The organism is Facklamia sp. P12955 (genome assembly GCF_050409565.1).
In the GTDB taxonomy this organism is placed as follows: Bacteria; Bacillota; Bacilli; order Lactobacillales; family Aerococcaceae; genus Facklamia.
On record NZ_JBNUPF010000008.1, the window covers coordinates 44,754 to 66,422 of the forward strand.

Consider the following 21,669-nt stretch of genomic DNA (forward strand, 5'->3'; position numbering starts at 1 on the left):
TTAAAAAAAATCTGTTAAAATGTATCCATATGAAAACGTTTGAGGAGGAATTTTATGAATAATCGATTGAAGGTGCTTAGTTCTTGTGGGCTTGCGTTAATGATGATGGCACAGGCTAATCAAGTTAATGCTGAAGAACAAGAAGTAAAAGTGGATCAAGTTCAGCTTCAAGAAAACAGTCATCAACAGACTACTAGGGAGTCGGATCAAAAAGTTACCACGAATTCGGTGGAGGAAAAACAGCAAGCGAAAGAATTTTCAAATGAAAAATTGAAAGCGATTCCTAAAAAAGAGATCATAGAGACAAGTGAAATAGTGGAGACATCAACTTCAATTGAAAAAACTGAGACTATTGAAAACACTGAGATAGTTGAAACAAGCGAAACGGTTGAAACAAGTGAAGCTGTTGAAACAACAGTCTTAGAAGAAACAGCAGAGCCAACTAAAACAACAGAAGCTAAAGATGATGAAGCAGTAGCCGAAGATAAAGTTAAGATAATTGTGCGCACCAATAACCTAGCAGCTATTGATCGAGCAGACTATCGTGACGAGACACTCTATCAGTTAGCTATTAAAGAAAGTGAAGAAGAAGTAAAGAAAACCATCAAAGAAATTACTGATCTTCTCGCTGGTCAAGGGCTTACTTTAGAAGGTGAACAAGAATATTCAGCTTCATTTACAGGTTTCTCAGCTGTAGCTAACCAAGCTACAATTGATCAACTTAAGTCGATGACTCAAGTCTTGTCTGTAAATGTATCGCAAAGTTACACACGCCCAGTAGCCGAAGCTAATATGATTAATTCTGGTCCTTTAATTGGAATGGATTTATTAGCTGATTACCAAACAGAATATAAGGGTGAAAACATTGTTGTGTCAGTTATTGATACAGGCTTTGATCCTTATCATCGTGATTTCATTTTAGCTGATGATATCGAAAAACGTTATGATGAAGCAGAAATGAATGAAATGATTCAAAAATTAGGATTACCAGGTAAATGGTACTCTAATAAAATTGCATATGGTTATAATTATGCTGACAATGTAGACACTTTACAGTCTAAAGATGAGCATGGAAACCACGTAGCTGGTACGATTGGAGCAAATGGTGACCCAGAAGAGGGTGGTATTCGTGGAATCGCGCCACATGTACAATTACTATTAATGAAAGCCTTCTCAGAAGATCAAGTAAACGCAACAGTTTATGAAGACATTTGGATGAAAGCGTTTGATGATTCGGTTAAATTAGGTGCTGATATCATTAATATGTCTCTAGGCATGTCAAGTGGCTTTAACATTATGGGTGATACTCCAATGGCAAAAGCCGTTCAAAACGCTCGCGATAAAGGAATTCTTCCAATGATTGCAGCAGGTAATGACCGTAACGCTACTTGGGGGACAGATTATACTCAACTAGGTAAAAATCCAGATAATAGCACGATGGGCTATCCAGCCAGTGTGGATCCTTCCATGTCGATTGCTTCATTCGATAACTTAAAAGAAATGAAACGCTATGTTCAAGTAAAAGCAGGAGAAGAAGTTAAATACTTCCCAGGCTCCTTTACCTATCCTGAAGGATTCAGTGAAGAATTACCACTTGTAGAATTTGGCAAAGGTAATGTAGAAGATTACGAACTGTATAAAGATACCAACAATGCAGAGGTCGATTTTACTGGGAAAATTGTTCTAGTCCAACGTGGGGATGCTTCATTTAATGAGAAATATCAGTTAGCTAGAGAACGCAATGCGGCAGGACTAATTATTTATGATAATTTAGAAAGCCCTTATACTATGGAAATGACAGGTTTAGAGAATTTAGATATTCCAATTATGTTTGTGACTAAGGAGTCTGGACAGAAGCTTAAGGAAATTGCTAGTTCTAATCAAGATGCCCTTTTCAAAATTTCTAAAGAACTACAAGCATTTGATGCTTTCACGGCAGGTAATCTCAGCGAGTTTTCTTCTTGGGGGCCTTCTACAGACTTACTATTAAAACCGGACATCGCCGGACCAGGTGGTTTCATTTATAGTTTAATGAGTGATGATCGTTATCAGAATATGTCGGGAACATCGATGGCAACACCTCACTTATCGGGCATGGCTGCTCTTGTAATGCAAAGACTTTATGATGAAGGTATTTTAGTCCGTAATGGGAAAGAAAAAGATCCATTACAGGATGACTTAGCAATGCTGATTTTAATGAATACAGCCGTTCCAAAGTTAAATACACTTGAAGAGGGTGCTTCTTATTACACTCCTATTCAACAAGGTGCAGGTCTTGCGAATATCAAAAAAGCCTTAGATAATCTTGTGACTGTTGTGGCAACTAATGAGACAGATACAAAAGAAGACGGAAAGCTTGAAATAAAAGAAGTTCAAGATCAATTTGTAGCTAATCTAAAACTGAAAAACTATGGTAAAGACGATCAGACCTATACTGTTTCTTATGTTTTATTAAAAGATAAGATTAATGAAGAAGGTCGCTATACAGAAACAACCGAAACGATTAAAGAAGAGAGTTTAGGTGAAATTACTGTTAAAGCTGGTCAAACAGCAACAATGGAACAAATCATTTCAACTATGGGTATCGATCAAAATCAATACGTCCAAGGATACTTCTTCTTCAAGCCAGTTGATTCTAAAGCCACTGAATTGTCATTGCCTTTCTTTGGTTTCAAGGGGGAATGGGATAAATTACCGATTATTGATGAAATGATTGATTTTGCCGACGCTAAAGATGTCAACTTCTTACCGATTGAATACGAGGATGGTGGTGTCGACAAAACAGCCTTTGTTCGTAAGCGTTTAGAACAGGGTTGGGATTACTTTAATGCATGGCGAGTTGAAGATGATAAGGTGATTTTTGTTAATAGTAATGAGAAAGATGGCTTTGAAAACAAAGTAACGCCGAAATTAGCTTTCTTACGTGACGCAGTCGATGTAACTTTCCACGTGGAAAATGCTGCTGGAGAAAAAATACGTGATCTTTCCATCATCAATCGTATGTTTAAAGTTGCTCGTTTATACCAAGATCAATATCGATTCTTACAAGATCCTTGGGGAACTGGCTGGGATTTCACCGATACATTTGGTGAGAAAGTAGATGAAGGTGAATATTATTATGTAATCGAAGCACAAATTGATGCGCCAGATGCTGAAAGACAGCGTTATGAGTATAAGTTTGTACTAGATAATAGTGATGCTATGTTAGAAGCCAAACGTGAACAAAACAAAGTAACTTTATCAGTAGAAGATAACTTATCTGGCATTTTTGCAGTAGAGGTTTATAGTGGCGATCAATTTGTATCTTGGCAAGAAGTTAATAAGAATGATAATCCACAATTACTAAAAGAAACATTTACAATTAATCTAGAAGAAGGTTTTGAAGATAAAGACTTAGATATTTGGGTATATGACAACGCTCGAAATATTAAACAATATCGCTTATTAGCCGATGGTACTTTAGAAGAAGTCGAAAGAGGATCTGATATTAAACCAGGAGAAGAACCAGAAGCAGAGGTAACTGAAGAGAACAAAGCTTATGGTGAGGCTCCGAGCAATCCAGAAGAATATATTGCAGAAAAAGGCTTAGATACAACCGACTTACCATCAATTGTTACTAATAGCCCTTGGTACTTCCAGCCATATGGTGAGTATCAAGAATTCATTGACCTTTCAGGTGAAATCTCAAATTATAATGAGCTTCATTATTTAGAGTATCGAGTGAGTGACGAAGACGGAAATATCATTATAGAAAATCACCCAGTCGCTTTTGAAGAAATAGAGGGTATGATCTACTTTAAGGAAGATATATCTACTGAGAAGTTAACCGAAAATAAAGTTTACAGTATTGAAATGATTGCTTATGTTAAGAGTCCTAACGATAAATTAGTTAAGCAGCAAGTGGCTCAAAGAATAAGACGAGATATTGAAGCGCCAAAACTTAAAGTTAACCAAGTCTTTGGTCCAGATAAGGATTTATTATACTTCGAGATCGACTTCAGTGATAACATGAACTATGTTGAATTATGGGCGGATAATGACATGATCGGTCGCGTAGATAAGACATTCGATTCACTATTAAATCCTATCCCAGTCGAAGGAAAAGTTTTATATACTATTCCTAAATCTAAGTTAGGAAAAGAGCTAACCTTTACTGTTTATGATGACTTTGGTAATGAAAGTGAAGCAACATCTATCCCAGTTCAATTAAGAGATTTAAAAGCTATTCCATTTAAAGTTGTGAAACGTTTTAATGCAGATTTAGCTGTGGGTGAAATGAACGTTGTCCAAGAAGGTCAAGAAGGAAAAGCTAATATCGATGAAGATGGTGAATTAGTTATTCTTATAGACGCGACTGATAAAGTTGTGGAATATGGTCCAGTAGAAATTGATTTTGAAACGGATAAAAAATCAGACTCTTATTTATTAGAAGGAATCGAATTAACTATTCAAGAAGGAGTTAAAGGGTTGTTGAATCCGTTAACCGGAGAAGTTATTCGTCCGGCTCAAACAGAGATCATTCTAATGGGTACTAAGGTAAATGATGAGCATTTAAGTTCGGAAGAACCATCCAGTCCAACTGATCCAACAAAACCAGAACAAGCAAAAGAAGACGAATTATCAGAAGAAATTAAAAACTTCAATGCTTACTTTGAAATGTTTAAATATAAACTAAAGAATATCGAAGATTATCGTAAGCCTAAAGATTTTGATCTTAAGAAAGCTCAAGCTTTAGTGAATGAAATTGAGGCAAGTAACTTAAACGATTTAACAAAAGCTCAATTATTAGAATTGCAAAATCTTGTAATGGGATATTCTAAAGACTTGAAGCCTAAGGCTGGTTCAAGACCACAGCAAGGTGAAAGTTTTGATAAGAATCAAGGTGTAGGATCTGATGCTGAAGGCGCTAGCGTCTTACCAGCTACTGGAGAAACGAGTCAGCATGCTTATCCTATCGTAGCAACAATACTTTCCTTCTTAGGTTTAGGCAGCCTTGCGTATTCAAAGAAAAAATTAAAAGATTAATAACACATTACTTTTTTCTCTCTCATTCAAATTGAATGAGAGAGTTTTTTTGTTAGGCAACCATTAGCCTTTATAATGAAGAAAAGAATGTCTATAATTAAATGAGATGGAAAGGAGTGGGAGTTTGCCACGTTATGTAGCTAAAGTTCAATATGATGGAAGTCACTATCACGGTTATCAAATTCAAAAAAATGGTATATCTATTCAAGAGAAAATTGAAAATGCCTTGCTTCTTATTGCTAAAAAAAGCCCAGAAAACCCTATTAAAATTATAGGTTCCGGTCGAACAGATGCAGGGGTTCATGCCATGGGGCAAGTGATCCATTTTGATTTTCCTGCTTCGATTCCGGCTATCAATCTTTTGCGTGCTTTGAATTCTATTCTTGAAAAAGACATTCGTATTATTCAATGTAACCAGACGAAGATAGATTTTCATGCCCGCTACCATGCTATTGGAAAGTCCTATCGCTATCGCGTGGATACTCAAGCTTTCCCAGATCCTTTTAAACGAAATTTTACCACTCACCATGGTTATCCTTTTGAAATTGAGCGCATTCAAGAAGGTTTAGCTTATCTACAAGGAGAACACGATTTCACAAGTTTTTGCTCTACTAAAACAGATAAAGAGAATAAAGTGAGAAACTTATATGAAGTAAAGGCTAATCTAGACGTTCCTAATCAAGAGTTAGTTTTTGATTTTAAAGGGAACGGATTTTTATACAATATGATCCGTATTATTGTGGGAACTTCCCTTCAAATAGGTGACGGCCTTAAAGAACCTATCGAGATGCAACGACTTCTAGATATAAAAGATCGCAACCAGGCAGGTCCTACAGCGCCTCCACAAGGTTTATATTTAATGCATGTAGAATATGAGGAGGATCCTTTTGAGTAAGATAAAAAAAACAAGTGACTGGCAGGTTCGTCGAGTAGAATTAAAAGATATCGATAAGTTGCAAGCCATTTATGATCAAGCACGTCGATTTCAATTGGCTACTGGTAATCTCAATCAATGGATTGATGGCTATCCTGGCAGAGAGGTCATTCTAAATGATTATCGTTCAGCACATTCTTATATAGTAGAAGATAGGCTCGATCATGAAATTTTAGCAGTGATGGCTTTGCTAGCAGGGGAAGACCCTGCTTATAAAAACATTCAGGGACAGTGGCTGAATGATGAAGAGTATGTGACTATTCATCGACTAGCATCTTTACCATCAGCAAAAGGTAGTGGGCAAGCATTATTAGACTGGACCTTGGAACATTATTCGAATATCAGAATTGACACACATGAGGAAAATCAACCAATGAAACATATTTTAGCAAAGCTAGGATTTCAGTTTTGTGGCATTATTTTTTTAGAAAATGGCGATCCTAGAGATGCTTACCAATATTACAGAAAGAAGGAGAATCCATGTTAAAAGACTTTGATTTTGAAAAAATTGACCAACGCTTTGATAACTATAAAAGATCAGAGTTGGGTGAAAGGCTCGATCAATTACAACGAACAGTTAAAGGACTTGAAATTCCAGTTTTAATTTTAATTGATGGCTGGGAATCGGCAGGTAAAGGCTATGTGATCAACGATTTAACGCGTGAACTCGATCCACGTTATGTGAGAGTAGAAGTCTTTGACAAGGCCAATCAAATGGAAAAAGCGCATCCTTCTGTTTGGCGTTTTTGGCAAAAAATTCCCTCTAATCAAGAAATAGTTGTCTATGATCGTTCCTTTTACTATCAAGTCTTTAATCATGATCAAAAAAATGATGAAAAACTAGAGCAGCGTGTTCGTGAATTAACAGAACTAGATAGTACTTTGATAAATAACGGTATGATTGTTATTAAGTTTTTCATAAATATAACGGAAAAAACACAAAAAAAACGCATCAAGAAACTTGAAGAGACAGTTGAAGGAAAGCATTTGTTATCTGAGGTAGACTATGAACAAAATAAAAACTACCAAGACCACCAAGAATGGTTTGAAAAGATTCTTACCCAAACTAATAATAAACGATCACCTTGGCATATCGTTGCAGCTGAGGACAAAAAATATGCTTCTAAAATGGTCTTAGGGACGGTAATTGATGAAATTCATCGTGGTATAGAACGGATCGTTCAGTGCCGGACTAGGGATGAAGCGATTAAAAGAGATCGTGATCAGGTTTACGATGTTCTTGACCAATTTGACTTAAGTAAGAGTCTTTCAAAAGATGATTACCACAAGGAGTTAGCTAACTTACAAGAGCAAGCGGCTAAATTGGTTTACCAATGCTATGATCAGAAAATCCCCATTGTTTTAGCCTTTGAAGGAATGGATGCAGCTGGTAAAGGTGGGGCAATTAAGCGGTTGACCCGGCACATTGATCCTCGTTCTTATAAAATATTTGGAATTAACGCACCAGACCCTATAGAAGAAAAATTTCATTATTTATGGCGTTTTCAAAAAGAAATGCCCGAAGATGGTCAGATGGTTATTTTTGATCGTTCTTGGTATGGGCGGGTCTTAGTTGAGAGGGTAGAAAATTTCACCCCTGAAAGAGATTGGGAACGCGCTTATGAAGAAATTAATCAAATGGAAAGAACCTTGGCCGACCACGGCACGGCTGTCATGAAGTTTTTCTTATATATTGATAGTCAAGAGCAATATGAAAGATTTGAAGATCGGGTAGAAGATCCAGCCAAAAACTATAAAATAACAGCTGAAGATTGGCGCAATCGTGAGAAAATGCCACAATATTTAGAGGCTATGAATGAAATGTTGGTTCGCACAGATACCGAATATGCTCCTTGGTATATCGTAGCCAGCAATGATAAACGCTATGCCCGTATTCAAGTCTTGAAATACTTCATTGAGCACTTAGAAAAAATAATAGCTAAATAAAAGCAACTCTGAAAGATACCTACCCTTTGACTGTTTATCCAGCAAAAGTGGTAGGTATCATCTATGAGTTGCTTTCGTTTTATTTTAAGTGTTTACGAAGCATATCGTGCTTAGCAACAGGTTGACTGACTTTCATAGTAACAATTTGCATAGCGTGAGGAGCCACTTTGATTTCAGCTCCTGTGTCATCCCACATTTGATCTAATGTTTCTTGATGACGGCGCATGCCAGGACCATAAAATTCAATGGTTTCACCAACTTTAAAGTTATTGCGTTGTTGAATAGTAGCGATGGTTGTATCAGGGTCATAATCTAAAACTTCCCCTATAAAGGAATACTCTGGTCGACGTCGACGCTTGCCAAACAATTGCTCTTTTTCACTTGGTGCGTCGTAATAAAAGCCAGTTGAAAGCTCGCGTTGAGCAATTTTCCATAATTCATCAGACCATTCTTTTTTTACTTCATAATTTTTAGGATCAGCAAAGAAGCTATCAATAGCCTTACGATAAACGTTAACAACGGTTGAGATATAATGGATGGATTTCATACGGCCTTCAATTTTCAGCGAATCAATCCCTGCCTCAATGATTTCAGGGATATGGTCTAACATCCCCATATCAACAGCTGACATCGAGAAAGGTTCTTTAATACCCGGTTCACCTGCCCCCACCATTACTTTTTGGTCCAACTCAGGCAGTTCGAATAAGCCATAGTGCCAACGACAAGATTGACAACAGCCGCCTCGATTAGCGTCACGATTAGCCATATGGTTGGAGAGAGTACAACGACCGGAATAAGATATACACATAGCACCATGAATAAAAGCTTCGATTTCTACATCCGTATTAGCACGGATTTCTTTAATTTCTGCCATAGAGACCTCACGTCCTAAAACGCAACGTGTCAGTCCGGCTTCCTGCCAAAAGTTCAAGGTTTCATAATTGACAGCTGATTGCTGGGTGGAAAGGTGAATGTCTAGTCCCGGAGCTTCACTGGCACATATTTGCATAAGAGTCGGATCAGACACAATGACCGCATCAATGCCAATATCCCTTACTTGCCGGAAAAAATCACCAGCACCTATCTCATCATTTTCATGAGTAACCATATTAGCAGCGACATATACCTTCGCATCTCTTGCATGGGCAAAAGCGACTCCCTCAGCCATATCCTCAAAAGAAAAATTACCGGCTCTTTTACGAAGTCCGTAATCATTACCGCCAATATATACTGCATCTGCTCCATAGTGAATCGCAGTTTTTAGTTTTTCGAGCGTTCCTGCGGGTGCTAATAATTCTGGTTTTTTAAAAGTTAAGTTTTCCATAAGCGCCTCCTATTGTACCTGGTCTGCTTCATATAAGAAGAAACCTGTACCCAATTCCCGATTTTTAGTGTGATATTGTTCAACCGCTACACGATGTAGTTTTAGTCCTTCTAAAGTCACTTGGTCTTGTTCAATTAATTCCTTCACACGTATAAAATGTCTTGCGACTTGTTTGAACGCTTCTTCGGGTGTAAATAATCCATCTAAATACCAATGCGTTTGTTGAACATTTGCTAAATCGGGTAAATATTCAATTAAATTTAAATCTTTATTGGCAAAGATATGTGTACCGTGTTGATCGGTGTAGATCGAATAATGGCTATCCTTTTTATTAGGCTCAGACAAGAAAAGATCACGATCGGTTAACTCCTCAACATCCTTATGAATATAGTTAAAGTAATTATTCAATAAGCGTCTTCGACTTTGATGAATACAAGTAGAGCCATAGACTTGATAAACAAGAGGAATTTGACTTTCAGCTAACATATCCTTTAATTCAACAAATGGCACTTCACTTGCGACAAAGGCTCTCTTTGCGCCATATTTGGCCCAAAAATTTACTTGACCGGATGAGGTCATTAAAACAGAAGCATTATAAATATATGGTAAGTAGAGGTCTTCATCTTTAAGAATTTGAATTAAGCCAGTATCGCCAACCATAATTTGGTCTGCACCGATTTCTTTGATCTTCTTTAGAAAAGATCGTGCTTGCTTAATTTGTTCATTATGCAAAATAGCATTCATGGCAATGATGACTTCTTTTTTGTATTGGTGGGCGTAATCGATAACCTCTTTCATTTCGTCAAAGGAGAAATAAGCCGGCAAGCGCAAACCAAATACTTCCTCACCAATAACAACTTGATCGATCCCAAGATCGATTAGTTTTTTGGCTTGTCCTATCGATTCAGCTGTTGCAATCAACTTGATCATTAGAACCCTTCTTTCTAATCGTTATTTTATTCATCTATCAATTATATACGAGTAAACAGAGATAATAAACAGCATTTTAATACATAGTAACTTTTTCACAAACTAAATAATATTGGAAACGGAATCAAAATTCATGTTATAATATCAGTGTCGCTAATTATTTATTTCCTATTTGAAATAGGAAAAGAAGGGTGGTGAACGAATGGCAAATTTAATTGAGACAGTTAACGAATTAGAGGCATTAAGTGCTGAAAAAGTTGCTGATTATCAAAAAAAATTGCAAGAAATGCAAGAAAACTTTGAAGATCAAAAACTCACATTTAAAAGGCAGGTTGATTCGGAATTCGCTCAATTTAAACAAACGACTAAAGAAAAATATAATCATCAATTTCTTGAGGTTGAAAATGACTTAAGAAATGAAAATCAATTGTCGGTTGTTCAAATTGAATCCGATATTGCTAACCGCCGTGAGGATTTGACGCAAAAAATTGCTGAAAAGGTGGTGAAAGAAATATGGCAATAGCTAAAATGGCTAAGGTTTTAGCAATTGTTGAGAAAGAAAATCGTGACGACTTGATGCAGGCATTTCAAAAAATGCAAAACATTCAAGTGAAGACAATTAACTCTGAATTGTTGGACCAAGAGCCAAAAATGGAATCAAAACAACTGACAGAATATCTCGATCAGTTAGAAAATGTCCGATCAGCAAAAAAATATTTAGAAAGTTATCTAACAGCTGAATCCTTTAAAGACAAGTATCTAACGCCATTACCAGAAATGAGTATGGCTGAAATTGAAGAAAGTCAAATGGATGAGCAAGCCAAGAAGATTACTGATAAAGTATGGGAAAAGAAAAAGATGCTAGAAGAAATTGATTCCCAAATTCAAATTTGCGAGAATGAAGCCGATTTTTATCATAAGTGGCGCAATCTAAAAGCACTTCCAGATTACGCTAAAGATTATCGCTATACACGCTTGTTATTAGGGACAATTCCTCAAACAGCGGATAATGAATATTACAATGCTTTGAAAGAAGAAGACCGAATTGCACTGGAAGAGGTCTATCAGTCTAAAGAAGAAATTGGCCTGGCAGTTGCTTTTGATAAGGATGATGCCTTCGAAGTGAATCAATTTCTTAATCAAAACCGCTTCCAGATCTTAGATTATCGCTTCAAAGACCTTCCGGTTAAACTGCTAGAAGAATCCCATATAGAAGCGGAAAACTTAAGAAACAAAGCCAGAGATCTAAGAAAAGAATTGGGAAGTTTCAGACAAGAATATAACCAATTAAAAATCGCTGAAGAAGTTTTTTATGCCAAAGTAGAAAGACAAAAAGCAACAGAATTAGGATTAAACAAAGGGGAGTTGTTCGCTCTAGAAGGTTGGATTGAAGAGCAACAAGCTCAAGCAAGTCTAGAAGAAGTTATAAAAGCGCTAAATGGAGAAGTTTATTTAGACTATGTGACACCAACTGAAGAAGAAAGCGAAGAAGTACCCATTCAATTAAAAAATCACCCTTTGGTTGAACCTTTTGAAACAGTTACTTCAATGTATGGTCTACCTGGATATAAGGGGTTTGACCCGACATCCTCTTTAACGCCTTATTATTGGACATTCTTTGGAATGATGATTGCCGATTTAGGTTATGGAATTTTACTCTGGTTAGGAACCTTTATCCCATTAAAATTCTTTACGATCGATAAAGGGATGAAGAAAAACATACGTTTCTTCCATCTCTTATCATATGCTGTTTTGCTATGGGGCTTAATTTACGGGTCGTTTTTTGGTGAATCCTTGCCTTTCAAGTTGCTATCACCTACTGAAGACGTCATTCAGGTATTGGCCTTGTCGATTGGTTTAGGATTTATCCAAATCATTCATGGACTCATCCTAAACACACTCCTAAATTGGGAAAGTAATCGATTAGATGCAATTAAGGATGGACTATCATGGATTATCATGCTATTTGGCTTTTTAATTGCAGTCCTTGGACCAATGTTATTAAACATTGAAAGTCTACAACAATTAGGCCTATATTTAGCTGGGTTTGCAGCCATAACAATTTTGGTAGTAGCTATTATTAAAAGTAAAAATAAATTTGCCGGTTTCGGAGCCGGTTTATACGATTTGTATGGCATCTCTTCTTATTTAGGAGATTTAGTATCGTATAGTCGACTAATGGCCCTTGGTATAGCTGGAGGATCAATTGCCTTAGCCTTTAATATTTTGGTGGCATATTTACCTCCTGCAGCAAGATTTTCAGTGGGTATTCTATTAATCATTGCTTTACAGTTATTTAACTTTGGCTTAACGGTCTTAAGTGCTTATGTTCACTCTGCACGTTTAATCTTCGTTGAGTTCTTCGGTAAATTCTATGAAGCTGGGGGTCAAGCCTTTGCCCCATTAAAATACTTAGGCAAATACATTAATATTAAATAAATTTACTAGGAGGTAATATAATGGAATTTTTACAAGAGTATGGTGGTTATTTATTCGCCGTTTTAGGGATAGCAGTGGCAGTTATTTTCTCAGGTTTTGGTTCAGCTAATGGGGTTGGTACTGCAGGTACATCCGCTGCAGCTTTAACTAAAGATCAACCTGAAAAATTCGTTCAATCTTTAATCTTACAGTTACTACCAGGTACACAAGGCCTTTATGGATTTGCGATTGGCTTCTTAATTTTCTTACAGTTACAACAAGGCATGGAACTACAAACAGGACTTAATCTATTAATTGCTGCTATGCCTGTTGGTTTTGTAGGTTGGGTATCAGGTATTCACCAAGGTAAAGTAGCTGCAGCAGGTATGCAGATTTTGGCTAAACGTCCTGAAAAAGTTATTAATGCAATTATTTATTCAGTAATGGTTGAAACTTATGCAATTTTAGCATTCGTATTCTCATTCTTACTTGTTCAAGGATAGGAGGTCAAACTTGTGGGAAACATTGAAACTTTACAAAATAAAATCTTAGGGAAAGTTCAAGCCACAGGTGAAGCACAAGTTCAAGATCTTCAAAAAGAGTTGTCCCAAGCAATGGACGATTACAAAAATCGGATTAATAAACAATTTGAGCATGATAAAGAAAACTTTATTCGTAAGCAAGAGCAACAATTTGAAATTCGTAAGCAATCATTGGCTAATGAATTGCGCAACTCACAGCTTACTCATAAGCAAAAATTATTAGAAGAAATTATCCAAGACGTTCCTGAAGAAATAAACCATTCGATAGCTAATAATTTGGGTCAAATGATTCAAGCGGCAATGCAAAAGTTGGATTCAAATCAAGCTTTTGAACTAAGAATCGGTGAAAAATCACGTCAATTTATTTCTGATGATCAAGCGAATAAATTTCATGCAGATTATAATATGATGCAATGGGGCGAAAACGTTGCGGATAAATCTGGTTTTATTCTTACCCAAAAAGGGATGAATATGAATTATTTATTTGAAGATATTATTAATGAACTGAAGCCTCAACTGCTTATTGAACTTGAAAAACAACTGAAAGCATAAGGGGGGCTTATAATGAAAGAATTAGAGTATGCTGGTTTAAATACGACCCTGCGCCTCTATGAAGCTCAACTTCTCAGTCAATCAGACTATGAAACGTTATTACAAATGGACCATTCTGATGCTGTTTTAGACTACTTAGGTAAGACGGCTTATTCTATTCCGGAGGAAGTGCGTTTAAATCGTAGTTTTGAGCCAATCATTCAACAACGTTTGGTTTATGTATATGAAGAATTACTTGAGGCATCACCTGATAGGCGTATAATCGAAATCTTCTCATTAAGATATACTTATCATAATTTGAAGCTTTTAATTAAAGAAAAATATCTGGATGAAGATTTGTCTCATTTGTACATTCCGATTGGCAGTTTTTCAAAAGAGGAACTTGCTCAAGTTGTGTCTACAAAAGGACAAAATGAAGACCTTCATCCTGTATTAGAAGAAGCTGTCTATGACGCTATCACAGCAGTAGAAGACACAGGCGATACCCATTCGATTGATGTCATTTTGGATACAGCCTATCTAAGACATATCCGATCTCATGCCGATGCAATGAAGCATGAAGAACTCAGTCGATTTGTAAAAATGAAAATTGATTTTCAAAATTTATTAACTTTTGTCCGTGCTTTTAAACAAGGTCAAAGTACATCATTTATTTTCACCTCTTTATCAAGTCAAGGGGCAGTGAGTCGTGATGATATCATTGAAAATTGGCGAGAAAAAGATTTGAACGGTTTAGTTGAAACTTATCAAACAGCTGAATACATGATTAATTTAGACCCTGTTTGGGATCAATTGAATGATGAAAAGGTCAACCCAACTGAACTAAATGCTTTAATTCAAGGCGAGTTTAGTCGGATTTTAAGATCATTCTCATTTGATGCCTTCGGGCCGATGCCAGTACTTACTTATCTATATTTCTTGGAAAATGAGAGTGACAACGTACGTCTCATCTTAATTGGGAAAGAAAATAATTTAGACAATCAACTAATTAAAGAAAGGATGCGACCTATTCATGGCATATAAAATAGCAGTAATCGGTAACCGTGACGTCGTATTAGCCTTTAAACTATTAGGATTTGAAGTCTATCCAGCAAGTAGTGGCGAGGAAGCTAGAAAAATTCTACACGATTTAAAAGAAGAAAATATTGGTGTCGTATTATTGACAGAAAATCTAGCTCATGAAATACCCGATACGATTAGTCACTTTGACACTTTACCAACCCCTGCGGTTATTCTAATTCCAACTCATAAAGGATCTCTTGGAATAGGTAAAGCCAAAGTCAATGACAACGTTGAAAAAGCAATCGGACAGAACATATTATAAAAGGAGGAAAAAAATGACAACTGGAATTATTCAAGAAATTTCAGGACCTTTAGTGAAGGCTAAAGGAATGAAAGACTCCTCAATTCGTGAAATTGTTTTGGTTGGAGAAATGCAACTTACTGGCGAAATTATTGAAATGCACCAAGACGTTGCATCCATTCAAGTATACGAAGAGACCTCGATGTTGAAACCGGGCGAAATCGTAAGACCTACAGGACATCCTCTTTCAGTTGAATTAGGACCAGGTCTATTAACCAAGATGTTTGATGGGATTCAAAGACCATTAGAAGATTTCATGCAAAAAACAGAGAGTAATTTTTTAGTAAGAGGAAGTAACATTGATGTTTTAGATCGAGACAAGGTTTGGGAATTTGAAGCCCGTAAAGCAGTGGGTGACCATGTGGTAGCTGGCGATATTATTGGGGTCGTTCAAGAAACCAAAATTATTGAGCACCGCATTATGGTTCCTGTTGGCATTGAAGGAACAATTAAATCCATCGAATCTGGCTCTTTCAAAATTGAAGATACCGTTTGTGTGGTTGAAACAGAATCAGGCGAACATGAATTAAATATGGTTCAAAAATGGCCGGTTCGTTTGGGACGCCCTTATAAAGCTAAATCAACTCCCAAAGCACCACTAAAGACAGGACAACGTGTAATTGATACATTCTTCCCAATCACTAAGGGTGGGGTAGCTGCTGTTCCTGGACCTTTCGGGGCTGGAAAAACGGTCGTTCAGCACCAAATCGCTAAGTATGCTGATGTTGACGTAGTGGTTTACGTAGGATGTGGTGAACGTGGAAATGAGATGACGGACGTTATTAACGAGTTTCCAGAATTAATTGATCCTAAAACGGGCGAGTCTATCATGCAACGTACTATTTTAATTGCTAACACTTCCAATATGCCGGTGGCGGCTCGTGAAGCTTCAATCTATACAGGTATCACTATTGCGGAATACTTCCGTGATATGGGCTATTCAGTGGCCATCATGGCGGATTCTACTTCACGTTGGGCAGAAGCATTACGTGAAATGTCAGGACGTATGGAAGAGATGCCAGGGGATGAAGGTTATCCAGCTTATTTAGGTTCACGTATTGCAGAATACTATGAGCGTGCCGGCTTGGTCCAAGTATTGGGATCAGATGAGCGCGTTGGTTCAGTTTCTGCCATTGGAGCGGTTTCACCTCCAGGTGGGGATACTTCAGAACCCGTTACCCAAAATACTTTACGTATCGTAAAAGTATTCTGGAGTTTAGATTCTAAACTTTCACAACAACGTCACTTCCCAGCTATTAACTGGCTAGATTCTTATTCTCAATATTCAACCGATGTTCAAGCACATAATGATGAACACATTGACCCAAGTTGGGGTGAGAAAGTACGTCATTGCTTATCCCTTCTTCAAGAAGAATCAAGCTTGCAAGAAATTGTTCGTTTGGTTGGTTTAGATTCACTTTCTGAAAAAGATAAATTAACGCTTGCCATCGCAGGGATGATTCGTGAAGACTTCTTACAACAAAATGCTTTTGACGATGTTGATACGACAACCTCTGAAGAAAAACAATTGAAATTATTGAATTTAATTATTGATTTTGAAAATGAGGCAAGAGAAGCAATGAAACTGGGTGCTTACTATAATGAAATTATGGAAGGTACTCAAGAAGTTCGTGAGCAAATTGCTCGAGCTAAATTTATTCCAGAAGAAGAAATTCACCGCTTGGATGAGATTAATCAGCAAATTGCTACCTACATGAAACAAGTATTAGAACAAGGAGGTGGAGCAAATGCTTAAGGAATATACAAACATTTCTGACCTATATGGTCCTTTGATGATTGTAGATGGCGTCGAAGATATAGCCTATGACGAACTAGTTGAAATTGAGCTCCACGATGGTGAAATTCGTATGGGTCAGGTGTTAGAAGCTAAAGAGGGTAAAGCCGTTGTTCAAATCTATGGTGGTACTTCTTCAATGAAGCTATCCAATATTAAAGCGCGTTTTAAAGGCAAGCCCTTAGAATTTGCTTTATCCGAAGATATTGTGGGACGCATCTTTGACGGTATGGGTAATGTGATGGATGGCGGACCGCAAATCATTCCTGAAAAGTTTGCTGATATCAATGGTCAAGCGATTAACCCAATGGCGCGTGACTATCCGGATGAATTTATTCAAACAGGTATTTCAACCATCGACCATTTGAATACACTGGTTCGTGGACAAAAACTACCCGTTTTCTCTGGTTCTGGTTTGCCGCATAAAGAGTTAGCAGCCCAAATTGCACGTCAAGCAACTGTTTTAAATTCTGATGAAAATTTTGCAGTTGTCTTTGCAGCCATGGGAATTACTTATGATGAGGCTGAATACTTTATGGATTCTTTCCGTGAAACCGGAGCAATCGATCGTTCAGTAATGTTTGTTAACCTAGCTAATGACCCAGCAATTGAGCGGTTAGCGACTCCAAAAATCGCCTTAACTGCTGCCGAATACTTGGCTTTTGAAAAAGATATGCACGTTTTAGTTATCATGACAGACATGACGAACTATTGTGAGGCCTTACGTGAAGTGTCAGCAGCCCGTCGTGAGGTACCAGGCCGTCGTGGCTATCCAGGTTACTTATATACCAACCTATCTACACTCTATGAACGCGCAGGACGTTTAGTAGGATCTAAGGGATCGGTTACTCAAATCCCAATTCTTACCATGCCTGAAGATGATATTACTCATCCAATCCCTGACTTAACCGGTTATATTACTGAAGGACAAATCATCTTAGACCGTTCATTAGATAACCAAGGTATTAAGCCGCCTATTAATGTTCTTCCTTCCTTATCGCGTTTGAAGGATAAGGGAACCGGTGAAGGAAAAACACGTGAAGATCATGCACCGACAATGAACCAGCTATTTGCAGCTTATGCCAAAGGTAAAGAAGCAAAAGAATTAGCGATTGTATTGGGTGAGTCAGCCCTTTCAGATATCGATAAACAGTATGTTAAATTTACTGATGAATTCGAGAAACGCTATGTTAACCAAGGCTTTGATAAGAACCGTGACATCTTTGAGTCGCTTGATATTGCCTGGGACTTATTAAAGATTTTACCGAAGAGCGAATTGAAACGGATCAAGGATCCAATGATCGAGCAATACTTACCGAAAGGAGAGTAATGCACTATGGCAAACGTATTAGGGGTAAAGCCCACCCGGATGGAGCTGTCAGCTTTAAAGAGTACGCACGCACTGGCTAGTCGCGGGCATAAGTTACTTAAAGATAAGCAAGATGAATTGATGCGCCATTTTATTGATTTGATTCGTAAAAACAATGAACTAAGAGATCAAGTGGAAGCAGAACTTTCAAATGCCTTACAATCATTTGTATTAGCGAAGTCTTTAATGAGCGATCATTTTATTGAAGAGATAGCGGCCATTTCAGGTGAAAACATTGATCTTTCAATTGACCTTAAAAATATTATGAGTGTCAATGTTCCTAAAATGGATTTTAATTTAGATGATGATATTGATGATGAGCCTTTACGCTATGGTTATTTGAATTCCAATGCGGAATTAGATGAAGCTTTAGAAGGTTTAAGGTCCATTTTGCCCAAGTTATTAGATTTAGTCGAAATTGAAAAGACTTGTCAGCTTTTAGCCGATGAAATCGAAAAAACAAGAAGACGTGTTAACGCTCTTGAATATCGAATGATTCCGGATACCGAAGAGACAATCAACTATATTTCAATGAAGTTAGAAGAAAATGAGCGAGCAAGTATCACTCGTATGATGAAGGTTAAAGATCTATAATTAGTAGAAAGATTAATAAATTAGTCTTATGAAAAAATCCGAATAGTATGTAGAAAGATTGTCAAATAAATCAATGGATTTATTACTCACTCCACTGATGCTTCTCTAAACGTTTAATCTATAAGAGAGCATCAATAGTTGGATTGAATGTTCTTTCTATAACTATTCGGATTATTTTTATTTATGAAGAGCAATTCCTTTATTAATACCTTTTATTTGGTGGAATTATTTATTGTATTATGATCGTATCGTGTACAAAAATATAAATAATAAGATTGATATTTAAACGGATGTTAACAAACAATCTCCTATTCAACGGATAGGAGGCTATTTGTTAACATAGGAATATAGACCTTTAAATTTACGTGAATTAATTACACATTCACATTATGATAAACCTTTTGCACGTCTTCATCATCTTCTAATGCATCAATTAACTTCTCAAAAGTTTCCAAGTCTTCTGCGTTGAGGTCCACTTCAGTCTGGGCAATCATTTCAGTTTCAGCCACTGAAAAGTCAGTAATACCAATACTTTCCAGGCATTCTTTAATAGTGCCGTAATCACCAGGTTGACCATATACAACCACAGATCCTTCTTCAGTATAAACATCTTTGACATCGAGATCTGCTTCCAATAAAGCCATCGTAATGGTTTCTTCATCTTGGTTTTCCATCACAAAAACAGCCACATGATCAAACATATAAGAAACGGATCCAGCAACCCCCATATTTCCACCGTTCTTATTAAAGGCCATGCGAACATTGGCGGCAGTGCGGTTTACGTTGTTTGTTAAAGCATCCACGATAATCATTGAACCATTCGGGCCAAAACCTTCGTATCGCAATTCTTGGAAGGTCTCATCGGCCGAGCCTTTGGCCTTGTCAATGGCTTTGTTGATGACGTGAGATGGTACATTATAGGTTTTAGCACGATCGACAACAAATTTTAGTTTCTGGTTGGTCTCCGGATCTGGGTCTCCTGATTTGGCTGCTGCATAAATTTCAATGCCAAATTTTGCATAAATTCTTGAGGTTTGTTGATCGGTTTTCGCTTTTTTTTCGCGAATGTTCATCCATTTACGACCCATTTAATTCACTTCACTTTCATTATAGTCTGTTTGTATTATAGCGAAAAACAAGCTTCATTTATAGAATTTTTTTCAAAAATTTTTAGCTTGCAAGATTTCTGTCAAACTTTTGATAGCAAAAGAAAAAAAGCGACTGCTGAGTCGCTTAAAATTAATCTTTTGGATACATTTTATCTATTCGCGCTTGTAAATCTTTATCATTGACAAATTCCTCATAGCTGGTATTCATGCGATCAAAGGCCCCAGTTGGAGTAATTTCAATTACACGATTGACTGTTGTATTTAAGACTTCGTAGTCATGTGAGGCGATGAGAATAGCGGATTTAAATTTAATTAAACCATCGTTTAAAGCAGTAATGGATTCAAGGTCTAAGTGGTTGGTTGGTTGATCCATCACTAAAACGTTGGCTTTCGATAGCATCATTTTTGAAAGTAAACAGCGGACTTTCTCACCACCAGAAAGGACGTTGACAGGTTTTAAGACATCATCTCCTGTAAAGAGCATGCGTCCTAAGAAGGAGCGTAAGAAGGTATTGTCACTTTCTTCTTTAGAAGCATATTGTCTTAACCAATCGACAATTGACAACTCGACTCCATCAAATTCATCGCCCGAATTACGTGGCAGATAGGTTTGTGAAGTCGTAACACCCCATTCAAAGCTTCCCTTATCTGCTTCCAAGTTTCCCATCAAGATTTCAAAAAAGGCTGAAATGGCATTGTCATTGCGGGAGACAAAAGCCACCTTATCATCACGATTCAAAGTGAAAGTAACATTATCAAAGAGGGCTTCACCGTCAATTGATTTTGACAGTCCTTCTACGCTAAGTAAATCATTACCGATTTCACGTTCAGGTGAAAAGCCGACAAATGGATAGCGACGGCTGGAAGGTTGAATGTCATCCAGGGTAATTTTTTCTAAAAGTTTCTTTCTAGAGGTCGCTTGTTTTGATTTAGAAGCATTAGCAGAAAAGCGCGCAATAAAGTTTTGTAATTCTTTAATTTTTTCTTCTTTTTTAGCATTTTGATCCGCTTGCAATTTAGCGGCTAATTGACTGGATTGTAACCAAAAGTCATAGTTTCCCACATAAATTTTTATTTTACCGAAGTCGACATCCGCCATATGAGTACATACTGTGTTTAGGAAGTGACGGTCGTGAGAAACAACGATGACAGTGTTTGGGAAGTCCATGATGAAGTTACTTAGCCAATCAATAGCTTGAGCATCTAGACCGTTAGTTGGCTCGTCTAGGAGCAGATTGTCCGGTTTACCAAAAAGTGCTTGAGCCAGTAAAACTTTGATTTTATCAGCTTCGATAAGCTCACTCATCTTGGCTGTATGTTGTTCAGTAGGGATTCCTAAGCCTTGTAACATATTAGAAGCTTCTGATTCAGCTTCCCAACCACCCATTTCGGCAAACAAACCTTCTAATTCGCCAGCGCGCACCCCATCTTCATCAGAAAAATCAGCTTTCATATAGATGGCATCTTTTTCTTTCTTTACTTCATAAAGTTCCTTATAACCCATCATCACGGTTTCGATCACTTCATAGTCTTCGAATCCGTAGTGGTTTTGGTTAAGAACAGCTAATCTTTCATTAGGATCCATGGACACATTTCCCGTTGTAGGTGCAATGTCACCTGATAAAATTTTTAAAAAGGTTGACTTACCAGCACCATTGGCTCCGATCACACCATAACAGTTGCCAGGTGTAAAATTAATATTGACCTCATCAAATAATTTCCGGTCTGGGAATTGTAAACTAACATTCGATACATTGATCACAAACA

Annotated in this window: 17 protein-coding genes; 13 read left to right on the forward strand and 4 right to left on the reverse strand. The window is 37.2% G+C overall.

Translation table 11 applies throughout. The features are described from left to right. The first annotated feature begins 54 nt into the window (after positions 1-54). The 4 genes from ACQV2G_RS03455 (at position 55) to ACQV2G_RS03470 (ending at position 7,906) form a co-directional block, all read left to right on the forward strand. The gene (locus ACQV2G_RS03455; RefSeq protein WP_428876131.1) at positions 55-5,025 is read left to right on the forward strand and encodes a S8 family serine peptidase; all 4,971 of its coding nucleotides are present in this window, start codon (positions 55-57) and stop codon (positions 5,023-5,025) included. A 124-nt stretch (positions 5,026-5,149) separates the two neighbouring features. Beyond that, positions 5,150-5,920 (forward strand): tRNA pseudouridine(38-40) synthase TruA, encoded by a 771-nt coding sequence (truA, locus tag ACQV2G_RS03460; RefSeq protein ID WP_428873274.1) that lies wholly within the window; start codon positions 5,150-5,152, stop codon positions 5,918-5,920. Continuing rightward, positions 5,913-6,446 carry a GNAT family N-acetyltransferase gene (locus ACQV2G_RS03465; protein ID WP_428876132.1) on the forward strand — a complete coding sequence of 178 codons (534 nt, stop codon included), beginning with the start codon at positions 5,913-5,915 and terminating at the stop codon, positions 6,444-6,446. Before truA ends, ACQV2G_RS03465 begins: the two co-directional genes overlap by 8 nt. Continuing rightward, positions 6,440-7,906, forward strand: coding sequence for a phosphate:AMP phosphotransferase (locus tag ACQV2G_RS03470; RefSeq protein ID WP_428876133.1), 1,467 nt, complete (start codon positions 6,440-6,442; stop codon positions 7,904-7,906). The genes ACQV2G_RS03465 and ACQV2G_RS03470 overlap by 7 nt, the downstream gene beginning before the upstream one ends. A gap of 79 nt (positions 7,907-7,985) precedes the next feature. Here ACQV2G_RS03470 and ACQV2G_RS03475 read toward each other — a convergent pair whose 3' ends face one another. Together ACQV2G_RS03475 and ACQV2G_RS03480 are read right to left on the reverse strand one after the other, a co-directional pair. After that, positions 7,986-9,230: a peptidase U32 family protein gene (locus tag ACQV2G_RS03475; protein ID WP_428875097.1), complete on the reverse strand. Its 1,245-nt coding sequence runs from the start codon at positions 9,228-9,230 to the stop codon at positions 7,986-7,988. A gap of 9 nt (positions 9,231-9,239) precedes the next feature. Beyond that, on the reverse strand, positions 9,240-10,160 hold the full coding sequence (locus tag ACQV2G_RS03480) for a peptidase U32 family protein (RefSeq protein ID WP_428873281.1): 921 nt from the start codon (positions 10,158-10,160) through the stop codon (positions 9,240-9,242). 202 nt (positions 10,161-10,362) lie between these two features. On the opposite strand from ACQV2G_RS03480, the gene ACQV2G_RS03485 reads away from it, so the two are divergent. The 9 genes from ACQV2G_RS03485 to ACQV2G_RS03525 are packed head-to-tail and all read left to right on the forward strand — an operon-like array spanning position 10,363 to position 18,793. Further along, positions 10,363-10,683: a hypothetical protein gene (locus tag ACQV2G_RS03485; RefSeq protein WP_428873282.1), complete on the forward strand. Its 321-nt coding sequence runs from the start codon at positions 10,363-10,365 to the stop codon at positions 10,681-10,683. Next, positions 10,674-12,599: a V-type ATP synthase subunit I gene (locus ACQV2G_RS03490; RefSeq protein ID WP_428873283.1), complete on the forward strand. Its 1,926-nt coding sequence runs from the start codon at positions 10,674-10,676 to the stop codon at positions 12,597-12,599. The genes ACQV2G_RS03485 and ACQV2G_RS03490 overlap by 10 nt, the downstream gene beginning before the upstream one ends. A gap of 17 nt (positions 12,600-12,616) precedes the next feature. Then, the gene (locus ACQV2G_RS03495; RefSeq protein WP_428873344.1) at positions 12,617-13,081 is read left to right on the forward strand and encodes a V-type ATP synthase subunit K; all 465 of its coding nucleotides are present in this window, start codon (positions 12,617-12,619) and stop codon (positions 13,079-13,081) included. 12 nt (positions 13,082-13,093) lie between these two features. Next, positions 13,094-13,672, forward strand: a complete 579-nt coding sequence (locus ACQV2G_RS03500; protein ID WP_428876134.1) for a hypothetical protein — start codon at positions 13,094-13,096, stop codon at positions 13,670-13,672. Positions 13,673-13,684: 12 nt separating this feature from the next. Then, positions 13,685-14,695 carry a V-type ATPase subunit gene (locus tag ACQV2G_RS03505; RefSeq protein WP_428873286.1) on the forward strand — a complete coding sequence of 337 codons (1,011 nt, stop codon included), beginning with the start codon at positions 13,685-13,687 and terminating at the stop codon, positions 14,693-14,695. Next, entirely contained in the window at positions 14,685-14,996 is a 312-nt protein-coding gene (locus tag ACQV2G_RS03510) for a V-type ATP synthase subunit F (protein ID WP_258436826.1), read from the forward strand. The genes ACQV2G_RS03505 and ACQV2G_RS03510 overlap by 11 nt, the downstream gene beginning before the upstream one ends. Before the next feature lie 13 nt (positions 14,997-15,009). Next, complete coding sequence (locus ACQV2G_RS03515) at positions 15,010-16,791, forward strand: V-type ATP synthase subunit A (RefSeq protein ID WP_428876135.1); 1,782 nt, start codon at positions 15,010-15,012, stop codon at positions 16,789-16,791. Then, on the forward strand, positions 16,784-18,160 hold the full coding sequence (locus ACQV2G_RS03520; RefSeq protein ID WP_428873289.1) for a V-type ATP synthase subunit B: 1,377 nt from the start codon (positions 16,784-16,786) through the stop codon (positions 18,158-18,160). The genes ACQV2G_RS03515 and ACQV2G_RS03520 overlap by 8 nt, the downstream gene beginning before the upstream one ends. 6 nt (positions 18,161-18,166) lie before the next feature. Further along, a complete protein-coding gene (locus tag ACQV2G_RS03525) occupies positions 18,167-18,793 on the forward strand; it encodes a V-type ATP synthase subunit D (protein WP_428873290.1) in 627 nt (208 codons plus the stop codon). Between the two features lie 374 nt (positions 18,794-19,167). On the opposite strand, the gene ACQV2G_RS03530 is transcribed toward ACQV2G_RS03525, so the two are convergent. Together ACQV2G_RS03530 and ACQV2G_RS03535 are read right to left on the reverse strand one after the other, a co-directional pair. Next, positions 19,168-19,881, reverse strand: coding sequence for a YebC/PmpR family DNA-binding transcriptional regulator (locus ACQV2G_RS03530; protein WP_428876136.1), 714 nt, complete (start codon positions 19,879-19,881; stop codon positions 19,168-19,170). 151 nt (positions 19,882-20,032) lie between these two features. Next, on the reverse strand, positions 20,033-21,664 hold the full coding sequence (locus tag ACQV2G_RS03535; RefSeq protein ID WP_428873293.1) for an ABC-F family ATP-binding cassette domain-containing protein: 1,632 nt from the start codon (positions 21,662-21,664) through the stop codon (positions 20,033-20,035). Between the last annotated feature and the right edge of the window lie 5 nt (positions 21,665-21,669).